The following is a 14,633-nucleotide window of genomic DNA, read 5'->3' as shown; positions in this document are numbered from 1 at the left end:
GAGCGGGGTGCGGAGATGACGCGGATGGCGGCGTTGCGCTGGTACGGGCGCGGCGATGTGCGGCTGGTCGAGACCGAGATCCCCAGCCCCGGTCCCGGCGAGGTCCTGATCGCGGTGACGCTCTGCGGCATCTGCGGCAGCGACGTCGAGGAGTACCGGGCGGGACCGATCGTCGTGCCGGTCACGCCGCACCCGCTGACCGGCCGGACGGCCCCGCTCACCCTGGGGCACGAGGTCGTCGGCGTGGTCGCCCGCCCCGGCCCCGGCGTCGACCTGGCCCCGGGCACCCCGGTCGTCCCGGACGTCGTGCTGGGCTGCGGCCGGTGCTGGTGGTGCGCCCGCGGGGACTACCCGCTGTGCGAACGCGGGGCGGCGCTCGGACTGCAGGACGACGGAGGGCTGGCCGAGTACCTGGTGGCGCCGGCCGACCGTTGCGTCCCGCTGCCCGAGGGCATGCCCGCCGAGGTCGCCGTCTTCGCCGAGCCCGCGGCGGTCGCCGTACGGGCGCTCGACAAGGCCGGTGACGTGTCCGGGGTCGTGGTCGCGGTCGTCGGGTCCGGCGCCATCGGGCTGCTGGTCGCCCAGGTGGCCGCCTGTCGCGGGGCGGCGGCCGTCATCGCGGTCGACCCGGACCCGGGCCGCCGCGCGCTGGCCGATTCGTGCGGCTTCACCGGCGCGGCGCCCGGCGAGGCGGCGGACGCCGTCCGCGAGCTGACCGGCGGCCGTGGGGCCGACGTGGTCGTGGAGAGCGCGGGAACGCCCGCCGCGGTGACGGACGCGCTCTCGCTGTGCCGCCGCGGCGGCACCACGGTCCTGCTCGGCGTCACCCCGGAGCCCGCCGTCCTGTCCACGCTGGACGTGGTGCTGGGGGAGAAGCGCATCGTGGGGTCGGCCTCGCACCGATGGGACACCGACGTACGCGCCGCCGTCGCCCTGCTGCACGCCGGTCACATTCGGGTCGATCGGCTCCCCGTCCAGACCGTCTCGCTCCAGGACGCCGTACGGCGCGGCCTGGCCGACCCGCCCCGCGACGTCCTGAAGACCATCGTCACCGTCACAAGCGCCTGAGCGGACGGCACGCCGCCCCGCGTGCCGCCGTCAGCGTTCGATGCTCAGTGTTCGATGCTGGCGTTGAAGTGGGCCAGGCCCCGGGCGAACGCGGCCAGCTCCTCCGGGGTCCAGTCCTTCAGGACCGTGGCGAGCCCATGGATCCGGTACTCGCGCTCCCCGGCGACCCGCCGCAGCCCTTCCTCGGTGATGCGGAGCTTGCGGGCCATCCCGCCCTCGGGGTCGGGGATGCGCTCGGCGAGCCCGTCGCGGAGCAGGACGGCGGTCTGCCGGTTGACGGTGGAGGTGTCCAGGCTGAACGCCTGCGCGAGCTGGCCGATCGACATCGGCCCCTCGGCCTCCAGCCGGCTGAGCAGGATGTAGCTGCTGCCACGCTCCAGGCGGCGTTCCGAAGCAGGCGCGGCCGACGACGCCAGCTCCTTATATCGGCCGATGAGCATGAGCTCACGCTCGATGTCAACGATCTCCTCGCGCATGATTACCTCCCCACGGCGGTCAGAATATCCCTCTATATGGTGATGTGTAGGATACATACCATATGCATCGTGCATATAATTCTGCGAGATACGGGAGAACTCATGAGTTCAACGCGTGCCGCACCGTCCAGTGGAGCGATCATCAGCGTGCTGGCGGCGGCGGGCATCACGGTCTCGCTGATGCAGACCCTGATGGTGCCGCTGATCGCGACCCTGCCGACCCTCCTGCACACCACGGCCGCCAACGCCTTCTGGGCCATCACCGCGACCCTCCTGGCCGGCGCGGTCGCCATGCCCGTCTCGGGGCGGCTCGGCGACCTGTACGGCAAGCGCCGCGTAATGATCGTCAGCGCGGTCCTGCTGGCAGTCGGCTCCCTGGTGTGCGCCCCCGCCAACTCGCTGGCCCCCATGGTGATCGGCCGCGCGCTGCAGGGACTCGGGATGGGTGTGATCCCGCTGGGCATCGCCATCATGCGGGACGTGCTGCCGCCGCAGCGGCTCGGCTCGGCCATCGGCCTGATGAGCTCCTCGCTCGGCGTGGGCGGAGCGCTCGGCCTGCCCGCCGCCGCCTTCGTCGCCCAGTACGTGAGCTGGCACGCGCTGTTCTGGGGGGCCGCCGCGCTCGGCGTGGTGATGAGCGTGCTGATCTTCATGATCGTGCCGGAGTCGCCGGTCAAGTCGCCGGGGCGCTTCGACTTCGTGGGGGCGGTGGGGCTGGCGGTCGGTCTGGCCCTGTTCCTGCTGCCGGTCTCCAAGGGCAGCGACTGGGGCTGGACGAGCGGCACCACGCTCGGCATGTTCGCCGCCTCGGCGGTGATCCTGCTGCTGTGGGGCTGGTGGGAGCTGCGCGTGTCCGCGCCCCTGATCGACCTGCGCACCAGCGCGCGCCGCCAGGTGCTGCTGACCAACCTGGCCTCCATCGTCATCGGCTTCGGCATGTACGCGATGTCGCTGATCACACCGCAGCTCCTGCAACTGCCCGAGGCCACCGGGTACGGCCTGGGCCGGTCGATGGTCGAGGCCGGGCTGTGGATGGCCCCGGCCGGGCTAGTCATGATGGCGATCTCGCCGGTGGCCGCCCGCCTGTCGGGGGCTCGCGGGCCCAAGACGTCCCTGCTGCTCGGGACGCTCATCATCGCCTCCGGCTACCTCCTGGCCCTCGTCCTGATGGGGCACGCGTGGGGCGTCCTCGTCTTCTCGTCCGTGGTCAGCGCCGGGATCGGCTTCGCGTACGCGGCCATGCCGTCCATCATCATGAGCGCCGTGCCGCGTACCGAGACGGCCGCCGCCAACGGGCTCAACAGCCTGATGCGCTCGATCGGCACGTCCTGTGCCAGTGCCGTGCTCGGGGCGGTGCTGGCCAACCTGACGGTCACGTTCGGGTCCGTGACGCTGCCGTCCGAGGCCGGGTTCCGCGCCGGCTTCCTCATCGGCGGCGGGGTCGCCGTGGTGGCGGCGCTCATCGTGCTGACCATCCCCGGCCGCCGCGCCGCGCAGCCGCAGCCGGCCGGCCTGCCCACCGACACCGACCAGCAGGTCCGCACCCGCTGACCCGCGTGGGGTGGCAGGCCGCCACCCCACGCGGGTTACGTCGTGCCCAGCTGGCCGCGGCGCAGGCGGGCGGCCTTGGCCATGTTCCAGCCCAGCACCGCCGTGACCACGCCGTCGAGCCGGTAGAGGGCGACGAAGCGGTTCTGCTCGGGGTCGCCCTCTACCACGCTCACCTCCGCCTCGGGCGACGGCAGCCCGTGGACCTGGAGCTTGACGTCGTACTGGTCGGTCCAGAAGTACGGGACGGGCGCGTAGGCCAGGTTCTCGCCGAGGATGTTGGCGGCCACGACCTGGGCCTGCTCGACGGCGTTGGTCCGGTTCTCCAGCCGCAGCCGCCGGCCGAGCCCCTCGTGCTGCCAGGAGGCCACGTCGCCCACCGCGTAGACGCCGTCGCCGGCGCGGCAGCGGGAGTCGCACTCCACGCCGTCGCGCAGAGCCAGCCCGCTGTCGCCGAGCCACCCGGTCGCGGGGCGGGAGCCGATCGCCACCACCACCGCGTCGGCGGGCAGCAGCTCGCCGGACGCCAGGCGTACCCCGGTCACCCGGCCGCCCTCGGAGGCCAGGCCCTGGACCCCGATGCCGAGCCGCAGCCGGACGCCGTGCTCGGCGTGCTTCCTGGTGAGCAGCGCGGCGGCCGGGTCGCCGAGCTGGTCGGCCAGGACCGCGCGGCCGAGGCCGACGAGGGTGACGTCCAGGCCGAGACCGCGCGCGGTGGCGGCCACCTCCGCCCCCAGCACGCCTTCGCCCACGACGACGAGGCGCGGTCCTTCGAGCAGGTGGGCGCGGAGCGCGAGCGCGTCGTCCAGGGTGCGCAGCACGTGCACGCCCGCCAGCCCGTCCTGGCCGGGCAGCCGGGACGGGGTCAGCCCGGTGGCCAGCACGACGGCCTGCGCGCGCAGGGTCCGCCCGGAGGCGGCGGACACCTCCCGCGCCTCGGGGTCCAGCCGCACCGCGGGGTCGCCGAGGATGAACGTCGCGCCCAGCTTGTCCAGCTCGGTCTCGGCCCGCAGGTGCGCCCGCTCGCTCTCCCACATGCCGGCCAGCACCTGCTTGGACAGCGGCGGGCGATCGTAGGGCGGGTGCGGCTCGGCGCCCAGGACGGTCAGGCCGCCCTGGTGGCCCTTGCGGCGCAGCGCCTCCGCGACGGCCAGGCCGCCGGCGGAGGCGCCCACGATCAGGACGTCCGTCAAGACTGCCCGTCCAGGGTGATCGCGGCGGCCGGGCAGACGGCGGCCGCCTCGCGTACGGCGGCGTGCAGGGGCTCGGCCGGCGACGGGTCCAGCAGGATCACGATGCCGTCGTCCTCACCCTGGTCGAACACCTCGGGGGCGATCAGCACGCAGCTGCCTGCCCCGCAACATTTGTCCGTGTCGACGGTGACGTTCATCAGAGGGTTCCTTTCGGTTCTACCAGCGCCGCAGGCCGCCGACGACGAGCCCTTCGAGGCGCTTCAGCTCCTCGGCGGTCAGGCCGCCGACCAGCCGCCGTCAACCGGGACGATCGCGCCGTTGACGAACGAGGCGGCGTCCGAGGCGAGGAAGAGCGCGGCGTCGGCCATCTGCTCCGGCTGGGCCAGCCGCTCGCCGAGGGCGAGCACAGGGCTGAGCCGGGCGGCGCCGGTGGGGTCGAAGGAGGCGTTCGTGGCGATGTTGGTCATGGTGGGGCCGGGCAGGATGGCGTTGCAGCGGATGCCGTCCTTGGCGTGCGCCCAGGCCACGCTGCGGGTCAGGCCGACCACGCCGTGCTTGGACGCGGTGTAGGCGGCGCCGGCCGCCCCGCCTCGGATGCCGGCCTCCGAGGCGGTGTTGACGATCGCGCCGGATCCCTGGCGCAGCATGTGCGGCAGCACCGCGTGGGTGACCAGGAACGTGCCGGTCAGGTTCACTCGCAGGACCCGCTCCCACAGCTCGACCGGGATGTCGGCGGGCAGCGCCATCGTGTCCATGATCCCGGCGTTGTTGCACAGCACGTCGATGCGGCCGTACGCGCCGATCGCCGCCTCGGTCAGCGCGGCCACCGACGCCTCGTCGGAGATGTCGGCGGAGACCGCGACGGCCGCCTCGCCGATCTCCTCGGCGGTCCGCCCGGCCGACTCCTTGTCGATGTCGCAGGCCACGACGCGGGCGCCCGCCTTGGCGAACGCCACGGCCATCGCCCGGCCGATTCCGGACCCCGCACCTGTGATCAGGGCGACGCGATCGTCGAATGTGCTCAAGAGCCCGTCCTTTCGCCAGCCGTCCTCCGGCCCGCCATGCTTGCGGCACGGTAACCGGACGATGTTGTCCGGTTGCTACGATACCCGCTGTGCCGGAGTCACGTCGACCGAACAGAGGACCGAGCGCCGCAGCCGAGAACCGGGCGGCGCTGGTCGCGGCCGCCCGTGAGGTGTTCGCCAGCGCCGGATTCAACGCGCCGCTGAGCACGGTCGCGCGCGCCGCCGGGGTCGGGCAGGGCAGCCTCTACCGGCACTTCCCCGACCGGATCAGCCTCGCGATGGCCGTCTTCGAGGACGGCGTCACGGAGCTGGAGGCGCTGGCGGCCCGGCCCGGCACCACGCTCGACGACCTGCTGGCGCTGCTGACCGAGCAGGCCATCGCCTCGACCGCGTTCATCGAGCTGGTCAGCGCGCGGCCGAGCGAGCCCGATCCCCGCATCATCGACGTACGCGATCGCGTGGCGGGAGTCCTGGCGGGCGTGCTCGGCGACGCCCGGCGCGCGGGAGACGTCCGTGACGGCGTCTCGGCCGACGACCTGGTGCTGGCCATCGGCATGCTCGCCGGGGTCCTGGCCAAGACCCCGGCACCCGACCGGCGCGCCACCGCCGACCGGGTGTGGGCGCTGCTGCGCGAGGGCATCGCGCCCTGAGCGAGCCCGCGCCCGTCGCCGGGAGGGGTCACCGGCTGACCGCCCGCTTGTACAGGCGCGTGGCCAGCGGCACGAACACCACCAGGATCAGCACCGACCAGGACAGCGACACCGCCACCGCGTGCTGGAGCGGCCAGGCCTGCGGGCGGGTCGCGGCCGCGTTGCCGAACAGCTCGCGGGCGGCCTGGATCACGGTCGAGACAGGGTTCCACTCGGCGACGGCCCTGAGCGGCCCCGGCAGGCGGCCGGTGTCGACGAAGGCGTTGGACAGGAAGACCAGCGGCATCGACACGATGGTGGCGATGTTGTTGAACACCTCGGGCGTGCGCAGGGCCAGCGCCACCGCCGCCGTCACCCAGGAGAAGGCGTACGCGAAGAACAGCAGCAGTAGGAAGCCCAGCGCGGCCTCCAGCGGCGAGGTGTGGATCCGCCAGCCGACGGCCAGGCCCACCAGCGCCATCACGACGATGCTGGTCACGTTCATGAGCGCGTCGCAGACGGTCTGGCCGACCAGCACCGCCGAGGGAGCCATCGGCAGCGTGCGGAACCGGTCGAAGATGCCCTTCTGCAGGTCCTGGGTGAGGGTGTAGCCGGTGATCTGCGCGCTGGTGACGATGGTCTGGACGAAGATGCCCGGGATCATGTACTCGCGGTAGGACATGCCCGGCAGCTCGATCATGCTGCCGAAGACGTACGCGAACAGCAGCACGAACACGATCGGCAGGATGACCGCGCCGCCGAGCAGGTCCGGGGCTCGTCTGATCTTGAGCGCGTTGCGCTTGGTGATCGTCACGCCGTCGGCGAGCGCGATCTGCAGGGCGTTCATCGGGCGGACTCCTTCTCGGCGGTGACCTCGTGGCCGGTGAGGGTGAGGAAGACGTCGTCCAGGGTTGGGCGGCGCAGCCCGGCGTCGCGGACCGTGACGCGTTCGGCGGCCAGCAGGCCGAGCGCGGTGGTGAGCGCGGCGGTGCCGCCGGTGACCGGGACCGTCACGTGCAGCGCGGTGGGGTCGATCCGCACCTCGCCGAAGGAGGCCAGGGCGTGCCGCGCGGCCGCCAGATCGCCGGCGCCGGCCACGGTCAGCTCGATCCGGTCGCCGCCGACCTGGTCCTTCAGCTCGTCGGCGGTGCCGAGCGCGATCACGTGACCGTGGTCCACCACCGCGATCCGATCGGCGAGGCGGTCGGCCTCCTCCAGGTACTGGGTGGTGAGCAGCACGGTCGTGCCGCCCGCGACGAGCTCGGAGATGACGTCCCACAGGCCCGCGCGGGCCCGGGGGTCCAGGCCGGTGGTGGGCTCGTCGAGGAAGAGCACGGGCGGGTCGGCCACCAGCGCGCCGGCCAGGTCGAGCCGGCGCCGCATGCCGCCGGAGTAGCCCCGCACCGGGCGGTCGGCCGCACCGGTCAGGTCGAAGCGCTCCAGCAGCTCCCGGGCGCGCTGCCTGCTGCGCCCGGCGCCCAGGTGGTAGAGGCGGCCGACCATCTCCAGGTTCTCGGCGCCGGTCATGTGGTCGTCGACCGCCGCGTACTGGCCGGACGCGCCGATGCGCGAGCGCAGCCGGTCGGCCTGCGTGACGACGTCCAGGCCGGCGACGGTGGCGTGTCCGGCGTCCGGTCTCACCAGGGTGGTCAGGATCCGTACCGTCGTGGTCTTTCCTGCGCCGTTGGGGCCGAGCAGGCCGAGCACCGTGCCCTCGGGGACGGACAGGTCCATCCCGTTGAGGGCGACGACGTCGCCGTACTTCTTGGCCAGGCCCTCGGCGTGAATGGCGGGGGGCATCGCGGGATTTCTCCTTTTATTGGGAGGTTAACCATGATTTATGGGCATGACGGGATGGCGGACGGTCGCCCGCCCGCTTCGATCAGCGGGTGCTAGATGTCCAGGTCCTCGACGGCGGGCCGCTCGGCCAGGTCGGCGATCAGGTCGTAGAACTCGTCAGGGATCTTGCCGCGCAGCTCCTCGACCGTGTCGAAGACGTCCAGCGTGGCCGCGCCCTGCACGAAGCCCCATCTCGTCTCGCCCAGGCCGAGGTAGCCCCGCCAGGTGCTCACCCAGTCGTCGGACTCCGAACCGCTCACCCAGTCGGGCGAGCGGTCGACGTGCAGGACGAACTTGCCCTTGCGCGAGCGGTACACCCGGAACATCTCCACCCGCCCGCTGCGGCTGGTGCGGCCCCACTCGCCGAGCAGCACGCCGGAGAAGCGCTGCTTGCGCCCGGCGCCCTGGCCGACCTGCACGATGATCTCTTCGTAGCCCTCCTGGCGGCCCTCCTCCATCTCGACGTAGCGCCGCAGCGCCACGCTGATGGCGGTCGACAGCTTGCCGCCGGCGAGCTCCTGCGCCCGCTGGAAGATCGGCAGATCCTCGTCCGACACGTAGATCGTTTTGTTCGGCATCGTCTCACCCTCATCCCGTATACGTATGAGTCTACGTATACGGGAAACGGATGGCAACGGGGCTCTCAGTCGCGGTCGTCGACGGTCCCGTAGGAGGAGGCCCTGAAGAGGAAGGAGGCCCAGGATCGGTAGGGCCGCCACGCCTCGGCCAGCGTCCGGTACGCGCTCGGCGGCGCGTCCTCCGGCAGGCCGTACGCCTCGCGCAGGATCGCGAACAGGCGCGGCTCGTCGCCGGGGAACGCGTCCGGCGCGCCCGCGCCGCGGATCAGGATCAGCCCCGCGGAGAACGGCCCCACGCCGGGCAGCGCGCGCAGTTCGGCCAGGGCATCCTGCGGGTCGAGCGCGCGCAGGTGCTCGGTGGTGAGCACGCCGTCGAGCGCCGCCCGCGCCAGGCCGCGCAGCCACTCCTCCTTCTGCGCCGGCAGCCCGAGACCCCCGGCCTCCAGCAGCGACACGGGCGGGGGGAAGGCCGATTGCTCCTGCCCGTCGACGGTGACCTTCGCGCCGTACCGGTCCGCGATGCGCTGCTTGATCCGCGAGGCGATGAGCATCGACGAACGCTGCACGATCACCGCCCAGCACGCGGCCTCCCACGGGCTCCAGAAGCACACCGGCCGCAGGCCGGGGCTGCGCCGCTGCAGGTCGCCGAGCACCGGGTCGGCCTCGCCGAGCTTGGCGAAGCCGGTGCCGTCGACGTCGAGGGACAGGATCCGCGCCACCTCGCCCCGGATCCCCGGCCCGGCGGGCCGCGTCGTGGCCACGGCGACCCCGCCCGGCGCGCCCGTCACGGTGACGCCGATCGGCAGCCAGTCGGATTCCGCGCTGTAGGCGAAGCGCATCGCCCGCCCGTCGGAGGGCAGCGCGCTGGTGGCCGGCCAGTCCTCGATGAAGCGCAGCGAGGCGTCGAAGTCGAACGGGCCCTCGGCGGCGAGCGTGAATCCGTGCGTGGTCATGCGCGAATAGTAGGCGGCGGCAAGGACGGTCACGCACCGGAGCGGCCGCATGACAGGCGTCCGCGCCGGGCGGCCGGCCGTCGGGCCGAGCGGGACGGCCGGCCGCGGTGCTCAGCCGATCGGGCGGGGGAGGCGGATCGTCAGGATGCGGCTGGGGATGCCGGTGTCCACCAGGCGGCCGTTCGCGTCGAAGGTGCCGACGCCGAAGTCGTTGTCGTTGGCGATGGTCCTCGGGTCGAGCACCGCGACACCCTCGATCTTGCCGGGCAGCCCGTCGATCGCCGCGAGGTCCACGGTCAGCGACTTGGCCGCCACGGTGACGTCCGCGGGAAGGGACGCCTCCAGCGACGGCGTGGTCGCCGGGTCGTCGTGGCGGCCGCCGAGGAGGCCGGTCGCCTTGCGGAGGTCGACGGTGTAGAGGCGGGCCACGGCGTCGGTGCGCTCCTGGAGCAGCAGGCGGCCGGGCTTCAGCACGCTGAGCGCGGAGATCTTCATGTCGCCCTGCTCGAAAGGGTGGAACCTACAGAGGTTCGATGTCCAGCCGCCGAAGCGCACATGAACGCGCGTTGACGTCACCGCACGGCAACCTGAGGCGCCGCCGCGTGACGGCGCCTGGGCGCGAGGTGGGTCAGACCCGGAGCAGGGAGGCGCAGGCGGCCGCCGCCGCGTCGGCGTCACCGATCACGACGGCCCGGGCGAGAGCCGTCAGGCGCTCGGCCGAGACCCGGGCGTCGTCCAGCGGAGCGGCCTCCGAGAGCAGGTCGTCGAGATCGGCCAGCAGGCTCGCCCCCGCGAGCCTGCGCACGCAGGGCCAGGTGTCGGAGAAGCGCACCGGCCGGCCGTCGGCGTCGAGCAGGGCGAGCCGGAGGCTGCGGTCGGGATGCGCCGCCGCGCTGCGCGCCAGCCCCGCCATGATCGCCTCGCGGGCCCGCGCGAGCTCCATCGGGTCGCGCTCGGCCAGCGATAACGCCGGATCCAGCGGTGACTCCTGCCGCGTCTCCTGCAGCGCCGGCGCGAGCACCACGGCGCCGTTGCCGTGCTGGACCTCGACCATGCCCTGGACCTCGAGCGCCACCAGGGCGCGGCTCAGGGTCGCCCGGCTGACGCCGAGCTCGGCCGCCAGGCGACGCTCGGGCGGCAGCCGGTCGCCGGGGGAGAGCCCCTGAGCCTCGATGAAGCGCGCGATGTGGTCGGCCAGCTGCACGTAGAGGCGGGGACGCTCCATCCGCTCGGGAACCGCGGCGGTCTGCGGGCGCTTCTTGGTCACGGGGGACAGTCTATTGACATCCGGCGCAGTGGCGCAGAGGCTAGGCCAATCCGGAAACACGCACGTAACCGGAGAGTCACCTGACCCGAGGAGTCGCCGATGTCAGCGGAAGTCGTTGCGTTGGTTGTATTGGTGTTGGTGTTCCTGATAGCCACCGTCAGGTCCATCAACATGGGGGCGCTGGCGCTCGTGGCGGCTTTCGTCGTGGGCACCGCGGTGTTCGGCGTGGAGGTGTCGGACGTCCTCGGCGGCTTCCCGGCCAACCTGTTCGTCATCCTGGTCGGCGTCACGTACCTGTTCGCGCTGGCCAGGAACAACGGCACCGTGGACTGGATCGTGCACCGGGCCGTGGTGGCGGTACGCGGGCGCGTCGCTCTGATGCCGTGGGTGATGTTCGTGGTGTGCGCCGCGATCACGGCGATCGGCGCCGCCAGCCCGGCCGCGGTGGCCATCGTGGCCCCGGTGGCCATGGGCTTCGCCGCCCGCTACCGGATCAACCCGGTCATGATGGGCCTGATGGTGGTGCAGGGCGCCACCGGCGGAAGCTTCTCGCCGATCGGCATCTTCGGCGCGATCACCAACGGCGTCGTGGACAAGAGCCACCTTCCGGGCAACCCGGCCGTGCTGTTCTTCAGCGCGATGGGCGCCTGCGCGCTGATCAGCCTGGTCGGCTTCCTCACCCTGGGCGGCACGAAGCTGCTGCAGCGCGACCGCGAGACGCCGAAGCAGCAGGTCGCGACCCTCGCGCGCGCCGGCGCCTCCACCGGATCCGCGGGTGACCCCGACCCCGCCGACGACGCCCTTCCCCGCCTCGACGCGCAGCGCTCCCTCACGCTGGTCGGCCTGCTCGTGCTCGCCGTGGGCGCGCTCGTCTTCGACCTCGACATCGGCTTCCTCGCCCTGGCGGTGGCGGTCGCGCTCACGCTGATCTTCCCCTCCGCGGCCCGCGGCACCGTCGACAAGATCAGCTGGGGTACGGTGCTCCTCGTCGGAGGCATCGTCACCTACGTCTCCCTGCTGGAGGACCAGGGCACGGTGAAGTGGCTCGGCGACGGGGTCGCCCACGTCGGCGCCCCGCTCGTGGCCGCGTTCCTGATCTGCCTCATCGGCGCCGTGGTCTCCGCCTTCGCCTCGACGACCGGCATCCTCGGGGCGCTCATCCCGCTCGCCGTGCCGTTCCTGCAGACCGGTCAGGTCGGCGCCGTCGGGCTGGTCACGGCACTGGCGATCTCCTCCTCGGTGGTCGACTGCAGCCCGTTCTCGACCAACGGAGCCCTGGTCGTCGCGAACGCGGACGTGTCCGAACGCGACAACGTCTTCAAGCGCCTGATGACCTGGGGCATGACCATCATGGTGGTCGCGCCGGTGCTGTGCTGGGTGATCCTCGTCGTGCCGGGGAGCCTGTCATGAGCGGCCCGCTCGCGGGTTACGTCGTCGTCGACCTGACCAGGGCGCTGGCCGGGCCGCACGCCGCGATGATGCTCGGCGACCTGGGCGCGCGGGTGATCAAGGTGGAGCAGCCCGGGAGCGGCGACGACACCCGGGGCTGGGGCCCGCCGTTCGCCGGCTCCGAGTCCACGTACTTCCTGTCGTGCAACCGCAACAAGCAGTCGATCGCCCTGGACCTGAAGGACGAGGACGGCCGGGCCACCCTCGAGGCCCTGATCCGCAAGGCGGACGTGCTGCTGGAGAACTTCCGCGCCGGCGTGCTCGACCGGCTCGGCTTCACCACCGCCCGCCTGCTCGAACTCAACCCGCGGCTGGTCGTGCTGTCCATTACCGGGTTCGGCCACGACGGGCCGGAGGCCGGGCGGGCCGGCTACGACCAGATCGCGCAGGGCGAGGCCGGGCTGATGTCGCTCACCGGGTCCGGACCCGGCGACCCGCAGCGGGTCGGCGTGCCGATCGGCGACCTGCTGGCCGGCATGTACGGCGCGTACGGCGTGGTGTCCGCGCTGCTCGAACGCGAGCGGACCGGCCGCGGCCAGGTCGTGCGCACCTCGCTGCTGGCCGGCATCGTCGGGGTGCACGCCTTCCAGGGCACCCGCTGGACCGTGGCCGGCGAGGTCGGGCGCGCCCAGGGCAACCACCACCCCTCCATCGCCCCGTACGGGCTGTTCCGGTGCGGGGACGGCCACGTGCAGATCGCGGTGGGCAGCGAGGGACTGTGGCAGCGCTTCTGCGCCGAGTTCGGCCTGGACCCGCGGGAGCCCGGCCTGGCGACGAACGCGGAGCGGGTGGCCGCGGGCCGGCGGCTGGTCGAGCTGATCGAGGCCGCCTTCGCCTCCTTCGGCGCGGACGAGCTGCTGCGCCGGCTGGCCGCCGCGGGCGTGCCCGCCGGCCGGGTGCGCAGCCTGGACGAGGTGTACGACTGGCCGCAGACCAGGTCGCAGGGCCTGCTCATCGACGTCGAGCACGCGGGCATCGGCGGGATCACGCTGCCCGGCCCGCCGCTGCGGTTCTTCGACCCGGCCGGGCCGGAAGGCGAGGTCGAGATCACCCGGACCGACCACGCCGCGCCTCCCGTGCTGAATGCCGACGAGGAGGAGATCCGCTCGTGGCTGGCCGGATGACCGCGCTCGAACTCGTCGAACTCGCGCTCGACGACGGCTCCTTCCGCAGCTGGGACCGGCCGCTCGGGCCGGTGGAGGACGCCGACGTGACCGCCGCCAGGCAGCGCACGGGCCTGGACGAGGCGGTGATCACGGGGGAGGGGCTGCTGCACGGCCGCCGGGTGGCCGTCGTCGCCTGCGAGTTCGGGTTCCTCGCCGGGTCCATTGGGGTCGCCGCCGCCGAACGCCTGGTGTCGGCCGTGGAGCGGGCGACCGCCGAGCGGCTGCCGCTGCTCGCCGCGCCCGCCTCGGGCGGCACGAGGATGCAGGAGGGCACGGTGGCGTTCCTGCAGATGGTGAAGATCTCGGCCGCGGTCACGCAGCACAAGGCCGCGGGCCTGCCGTACCTGGTCTACCTGCGCGACCCCACCCTCGGCGGCGTGCTCGCCTCGTGGGGCTCGCTCGGCCACGTCACGGCCGCCGAACCTGGCGCGATGATCGGCTTCCTCGGCCCGCGCGTCTACCGGTCCCTGTACGGCGAGCCGTTCCCGGAGGGTGTCCAGGTCGCCGAGAACCTGTACCGGCACGGCCTGGTCGACGCCGTGCTGCCGCCGCAGGCGCTGGCCGGGATCGCCGACCGCGCGCTGCGCATCCTGCTCGCGCCACCGGTGGAGCCGGCTCTGGGTGAGCCGCCGTCCGAGCCGCTGCCGGACGTGCCCGCGTGGGAGTCGATCATCCGCTCCAGGCGGGCCGACCGGCCCGGCGTCCGGCAGTTGCTCCGCTACGCCGCCTCGGACGTCCTGCCGCTGAACGGGACCGGCGAGGGAGAGCAGGACCCGGGGCTGTACCTGGCGCTGGCCCGCTTCGGCGGCGTCTCGTGCGTGCTGCTCGGCCAGGACCGCCGCACCCAGACCGACGTGGGGCCGATGGGCCCGGCGGCCCTGCGCGCGGCCCGGCGCGGCTTCCGCCTGGCGCACGAGCTGAACCTGCCCCTCGTCACCGTCATCGACACCCCCGGCGCGGCGCTCAGCCCCGAGGCGGAGGAGGGCGGGCTGGCCGGCGAGATCGCCCGATGCCTGTCCGAGCTCGTCACCCTTGAGGCGCCGACGCTGTCGATCCTGCTCGGCCAGGGCTGCGGCGGCGGCGCGCTCGCGCTGATCCCGTGCGACCGGGTGCTCGTCGCCCAGCACGGCTGGCTGTCACCGCTGCCGCCCGAGGGCGCCAGCGCCATCGTGCACCGCGACGTCGAGCACGCCCCGGAGCTGGCGGCCGCGCAGGGTGTGCGCTCCGCCGACCTGGTCGCCGACGGCATCGCGGACCGGATCGTCCCCGAGCGCCCGGACGCGGCCGACGAACCGGAGGCGTTCTGCCGCCGCGTCGGGCGCGAGCTGGAGCGGGAGCTCGCCGTGATGCTGCCGCGCCGCCGCCCCGACCTGCTCACCGAACGGCTCCGGCGCTACCGCGCCCTCGGCACCACCCGCGACCGGGCCCGGGCGGCCGGCTAG

At 73.2% G+C, this 14,633-nt stretch carries 16 protein-coding genes; 6 read left to right on the top strand and 10 right to left on the bottom strand.

Going from position 1 to position 14,633, the window contains the following annotated elements; genetic code table 11:
* Positions 1 to 15: 15 nt before the first annotated feature.
* Positions 16 to 1,068, top strand: a complete 1,053-nt coding sequence (locus AB0J87_RS55305) for an alcohol dehydrogenase catalytic domain-containing protein (RefSeq protein ID WP_363982201.1) — start codon at positions 16 to 18, stop codon at positions 1,066 to 1,068.
* Between the two features lie 44 nt (positions 1,069 to 1,112).
* Here AB0J87_RS55305 and AB0J87_RS55300 read toward each other — a convergent pair whose 3' ends face one another.
* Entirely contained in the window at positions 1,113 to 1,544 is a 432-nt protein-coding gene (locus tag AB0J87_RS55300; RefSeq protein WP_350740953.1) for a MarR family transcriptional regulator, read from the bottom strand.
* 102 nt (positions 1,545 to 1,646) lie between these two features.
* Between AB0J87_RS55300 and AB0J87_RS55295 the strand changes: the two genes are divergently transcribed.
* Complete coding sequence (locus AB0J87_RS55295) at positions 1,647 to 3,095, top strand: MFS transporter (RefSeq protein WP_363982198.1); 1,449 nt, start codon at positions 1,647 to 1,649, stop codon at positions 3,093 to 3,095.
* A gap of 35 nt (positions 3,096 to 3,130) precedes the next feature.
* On the opposite strand, the gene AB0J87_RS55290 is transcribed toward AB0J87_RS55295, so the two are convergent.
* The 3 genes from AB0J87_RS55290 to AB0J87_RS55280 all read right to left on the bottom strand — a co-directional run bounded on the left by AB0J87_RS55290 (position 3,131) and on the right by AB0J87_RS55280 (position 5,310).
* Positions 3,131 to 4,285 carry an FAD-dependent oxidoreductase gene (locus tag AB0J87_RS55290; RefSeq protein WP_363982195.1) on the bottom strand — a complete coding sequence of 385 codons (1,155 nt, stop codon included), beginning with the start codon at positions 4,283 to 4,285 and terminating at the stop codon, positions 3,131 to 3,133.
* Positions 4,282 to 4,482, bottom strand: a complete 201-nt coding sequence (locus AB0J87_RS55285) for a ferredoxin (protein WP_350740959.1) — start codon at positions 4,480 to 4,482, stop codon at positions 4,282 to 4,284. Before AB0J87_RS55285 ends, AB0J87_RS55290 begins: the two co-directional genes overlap by 4 nt.
* Before the next feature lie 78 nt (positions 4,483 to 4,560).
* Entirely contained in the window at positions 4,561 to 5,310 is a 750-nt protein-coding gene (locus AB0J87_RS55280; protein WP_355211140.1) for a glucose 1-dehydrogenase, read from the bottom strand.
* Between the two features lie 89 nt (positions 5,311 to 5,399).
* Between AB0J87_RS55280 and AB0J87_RS55275 the strand changes: the two genes are divergently transcribed.
* Positions 5,400 to 5,960 carry a helix-turn-helix domain-containing protein gene (locus AB0J87_RS55275; protein WP_363982190.1) on the top strand — a complete coding sequence of 187 codons (561 nt, stop codon included), beginning with the start codon at positions 5,400 to 5,402 and terminating at the stop codon, positions 5,958 to 5,960.
* A 28-nt stretch (positions 5,961 to 5,988) separates the two neighbouring features.
* On the opposite strand, the gene AB0J87_RS55270 is transcribed toward AB0J87_RS55275, so the two are convergent.
* The 6 genes from AB0J87_RS55270 to AB0J87_RS55245 form a co-directional block, all read right to left on the bottom strand.
* Positions 5,989 to 6,786 (bottom strand): ABC transporter permease, encoded by a 798-nt coding sequence (locus AB0J87_RS55270; protein ID WP_363982187.1) that lies wholly within the window; start codon positions 6,784 to 6,786, stop codon positions 5,989 to 5,991.
* Positions 6,783 to 7,739, bottom strand: a complete 957-nt coding sequence (locus AB0J87_RS55265) for an ATP-binding cassette domain-containing protein (protein ID WP_363982184.1) — start codon at positions 7,737 to 7,739, stop codon at positions 6,783 to 6,785. The genes AB0J87_RS55270 and AB0J87_RS55265 overlap by 4 nt, the downstream gene beginning before the upstream one ends.
* 92 nt (positions 7,740 to 7,831) lie before the next feature.
* Complete coding sequence (locus tag AB0J87_RS55260) at positions 7,832 to 8,356, bottom strand: EXLDI protein (protein WP_185072484.1); 525 nt, start codon at positions 8,354 to 8,356, stop codon at positions 7,832 to 7,834.
* A gap of 65 nt (positions 8,357 to 8,421) precedes the next feature.
* Positions 8,422 to 9,309 (bottom strand): hypothetical protein, encoded by an 888-nt coding sequence (locus AB0J87_RS55255; RefSeq protein WP_363982179.1) that lies wholly within the window; start codon positions 9,307 to 9,309, stop codon positions 8,422 to 8,424.
* A gap of 111 nt (positions 9,310 to 9,420) precedes the next feature.
* Entirely contained in the window at positions 9,421 to 9,864 is a 444-nt protein-coding gene (locus AB0J87_RS55250; RefSeq protein WP_363982454.1) for an esterase-like activity of phytase family protein, read from the bottom strand.
* 73 nt (positions 9,865 to 9,937) lie between these two features.
* Positions 9,938 to 10,576 (bottom strand): GntR family transcriptional regulator, encoded by a 639-nt coding sequence (locus AB0J87_RS55245; protein WP_350740974.1) that lies wholly within the window; start codon positions 10,574 to 10,576, stop codon positions 9,938 to 9,940.
* Between the two features lie 99 nt (positions 10,577 to 10,675).
* On the opposite strand from AB0J87_RS55245, the gene AB0J87_RS55240 reads away from it, so the two are divergent.
* Genes AB0J87_RS55240 through AB0J87_RS55230 form a run of 3 tightly spaced genes read left to right on the top strand, consistent with a single transcriptional unit; the run spans position 10,676 to position 14,633 of the window.
* Positions 10,676 to 11,986, top strand: a complete 1,311-nt coding sequence (locus tag AB0J87_RS55240; protein WP_363982175.1) for an SLC13 family permease — start codon at positions 10,676 to 10,678, stop codon at positions 11,984 to 11,986.
* Positions 11,983 to 13,149, top strand: a complete 1,167-nt coding sequence (locus AB0J87_RS55235; RefSeq protein ID WP_363982172.1) for a CoA transferase — start codon at positions 11,983 to 11,985, stop codon at positions 13,147 to 13,149. The genes AB0J87_RS55240 and AB0J87_RS55235 overlap by 4 nt, the downstream gene beginning before the upstream one ends.
* On the top strand, positions 13,134 to 14,633 hold the full coding sequence (locus AB0J87_RS55230) for a carboxyl transferase domain-containing protein (RefSeq protein ID WP_363982169.1): 1,500 nt from the start codon (positions 13,134 to 13,136) through the stop codon (positions 14,631 to 14,633). Before AB0J87_RS55235 ends, AB0J87_RS55230 begins: the two co-directional genes overlap by 16 nt.

Origin of the sequence: Nonomuraea sp. NPDC049625 (assembly GCF_040675285.1) — a bacterium.
Classification (GTDB): Bacteria; Actinomycetota; Actinomycetes; order Streptosporangiales; family Streptosporangiaceae; genus Nonomuraea; species Nonomuraea angiospora_A.
This window is presented reverse-complemented; position numbering and strand designations above follow the sequence as displayed.

Bases quoted from the DNA above. Each gene is read 5' to 3' on its own strand.
- AB0J87_RS55305 (WP_363982201.1), top strand. From the start codon at position 16: ATGACGCGGATGGCGGCGTTGCGCTGGTACGGGCGCGGCGATGTGCGG.
- AB0J87_RS55300 (WP_350740953.1), bottom strand. From the start codon at position 1,544: ATGCGCGAGGAGATCGTTGACATCGAGCGTGAGCTCATGCTCATCGGC.
- AB0J87_RS55295 (WP_363982198.1), top strand. From the start codon at position 1,647: ATGAGTTCAACGCGTGCCGCACCGTCCAGTGGAGCGATCATCAGCGTG.
- AB0J87_RS55285 (WP_350740959.1), bottom strand. From the start codon at position 4,482: ATGAACGTCACCGTCGACACGGACAAATGTTGCGGGGCAGGCAGCTGC.
- AB0J87_RS55270 (WP_363982187.1), bottom strand. From the start codon at position 6,786: ATGAACGCCCTGCAGATCGCGCTCGCCGACGGCGTGACGATCACCAAG.
- AB0J87_RS55265 (WP_363982184.1), bottom strand. From the start codon at position 7,739: ATGCCCCCCGCCATTCACGCCGAGGGCCTGGCCAAGAAGTACGGCGAC.
- AB0J87_RS55260 (WP_185072484.1), bottom strand. From the start codon at position 8,356: ATGCCGAACAAAACGATCTACGTGTCGGACGAGGATCTGCCGATCTTC.
- AB0J87_RS55255 (WP_363982179.1), bottom strand. From the start codon at position 9,309: ATGACCACGCACGGATTCACGCTCGCCGCCGAGGGCCCGTTCGACTTC.
- AB0J87_RS55240 (WP_363982175.1), top strand. From the start codon at position 10,676: ATGTCAGCGGAAGTCGTTGCGTTGGTTGTATTGGTGTTGGTGTTCCTG.
- AB0J87_RS55235 (WP_363982172.1), top strand. From the start codon at position 11,983: ATGAGCGGCCCGCTCGCGGGTTACGTCGTCGTCGACCTGACCAGGGCG.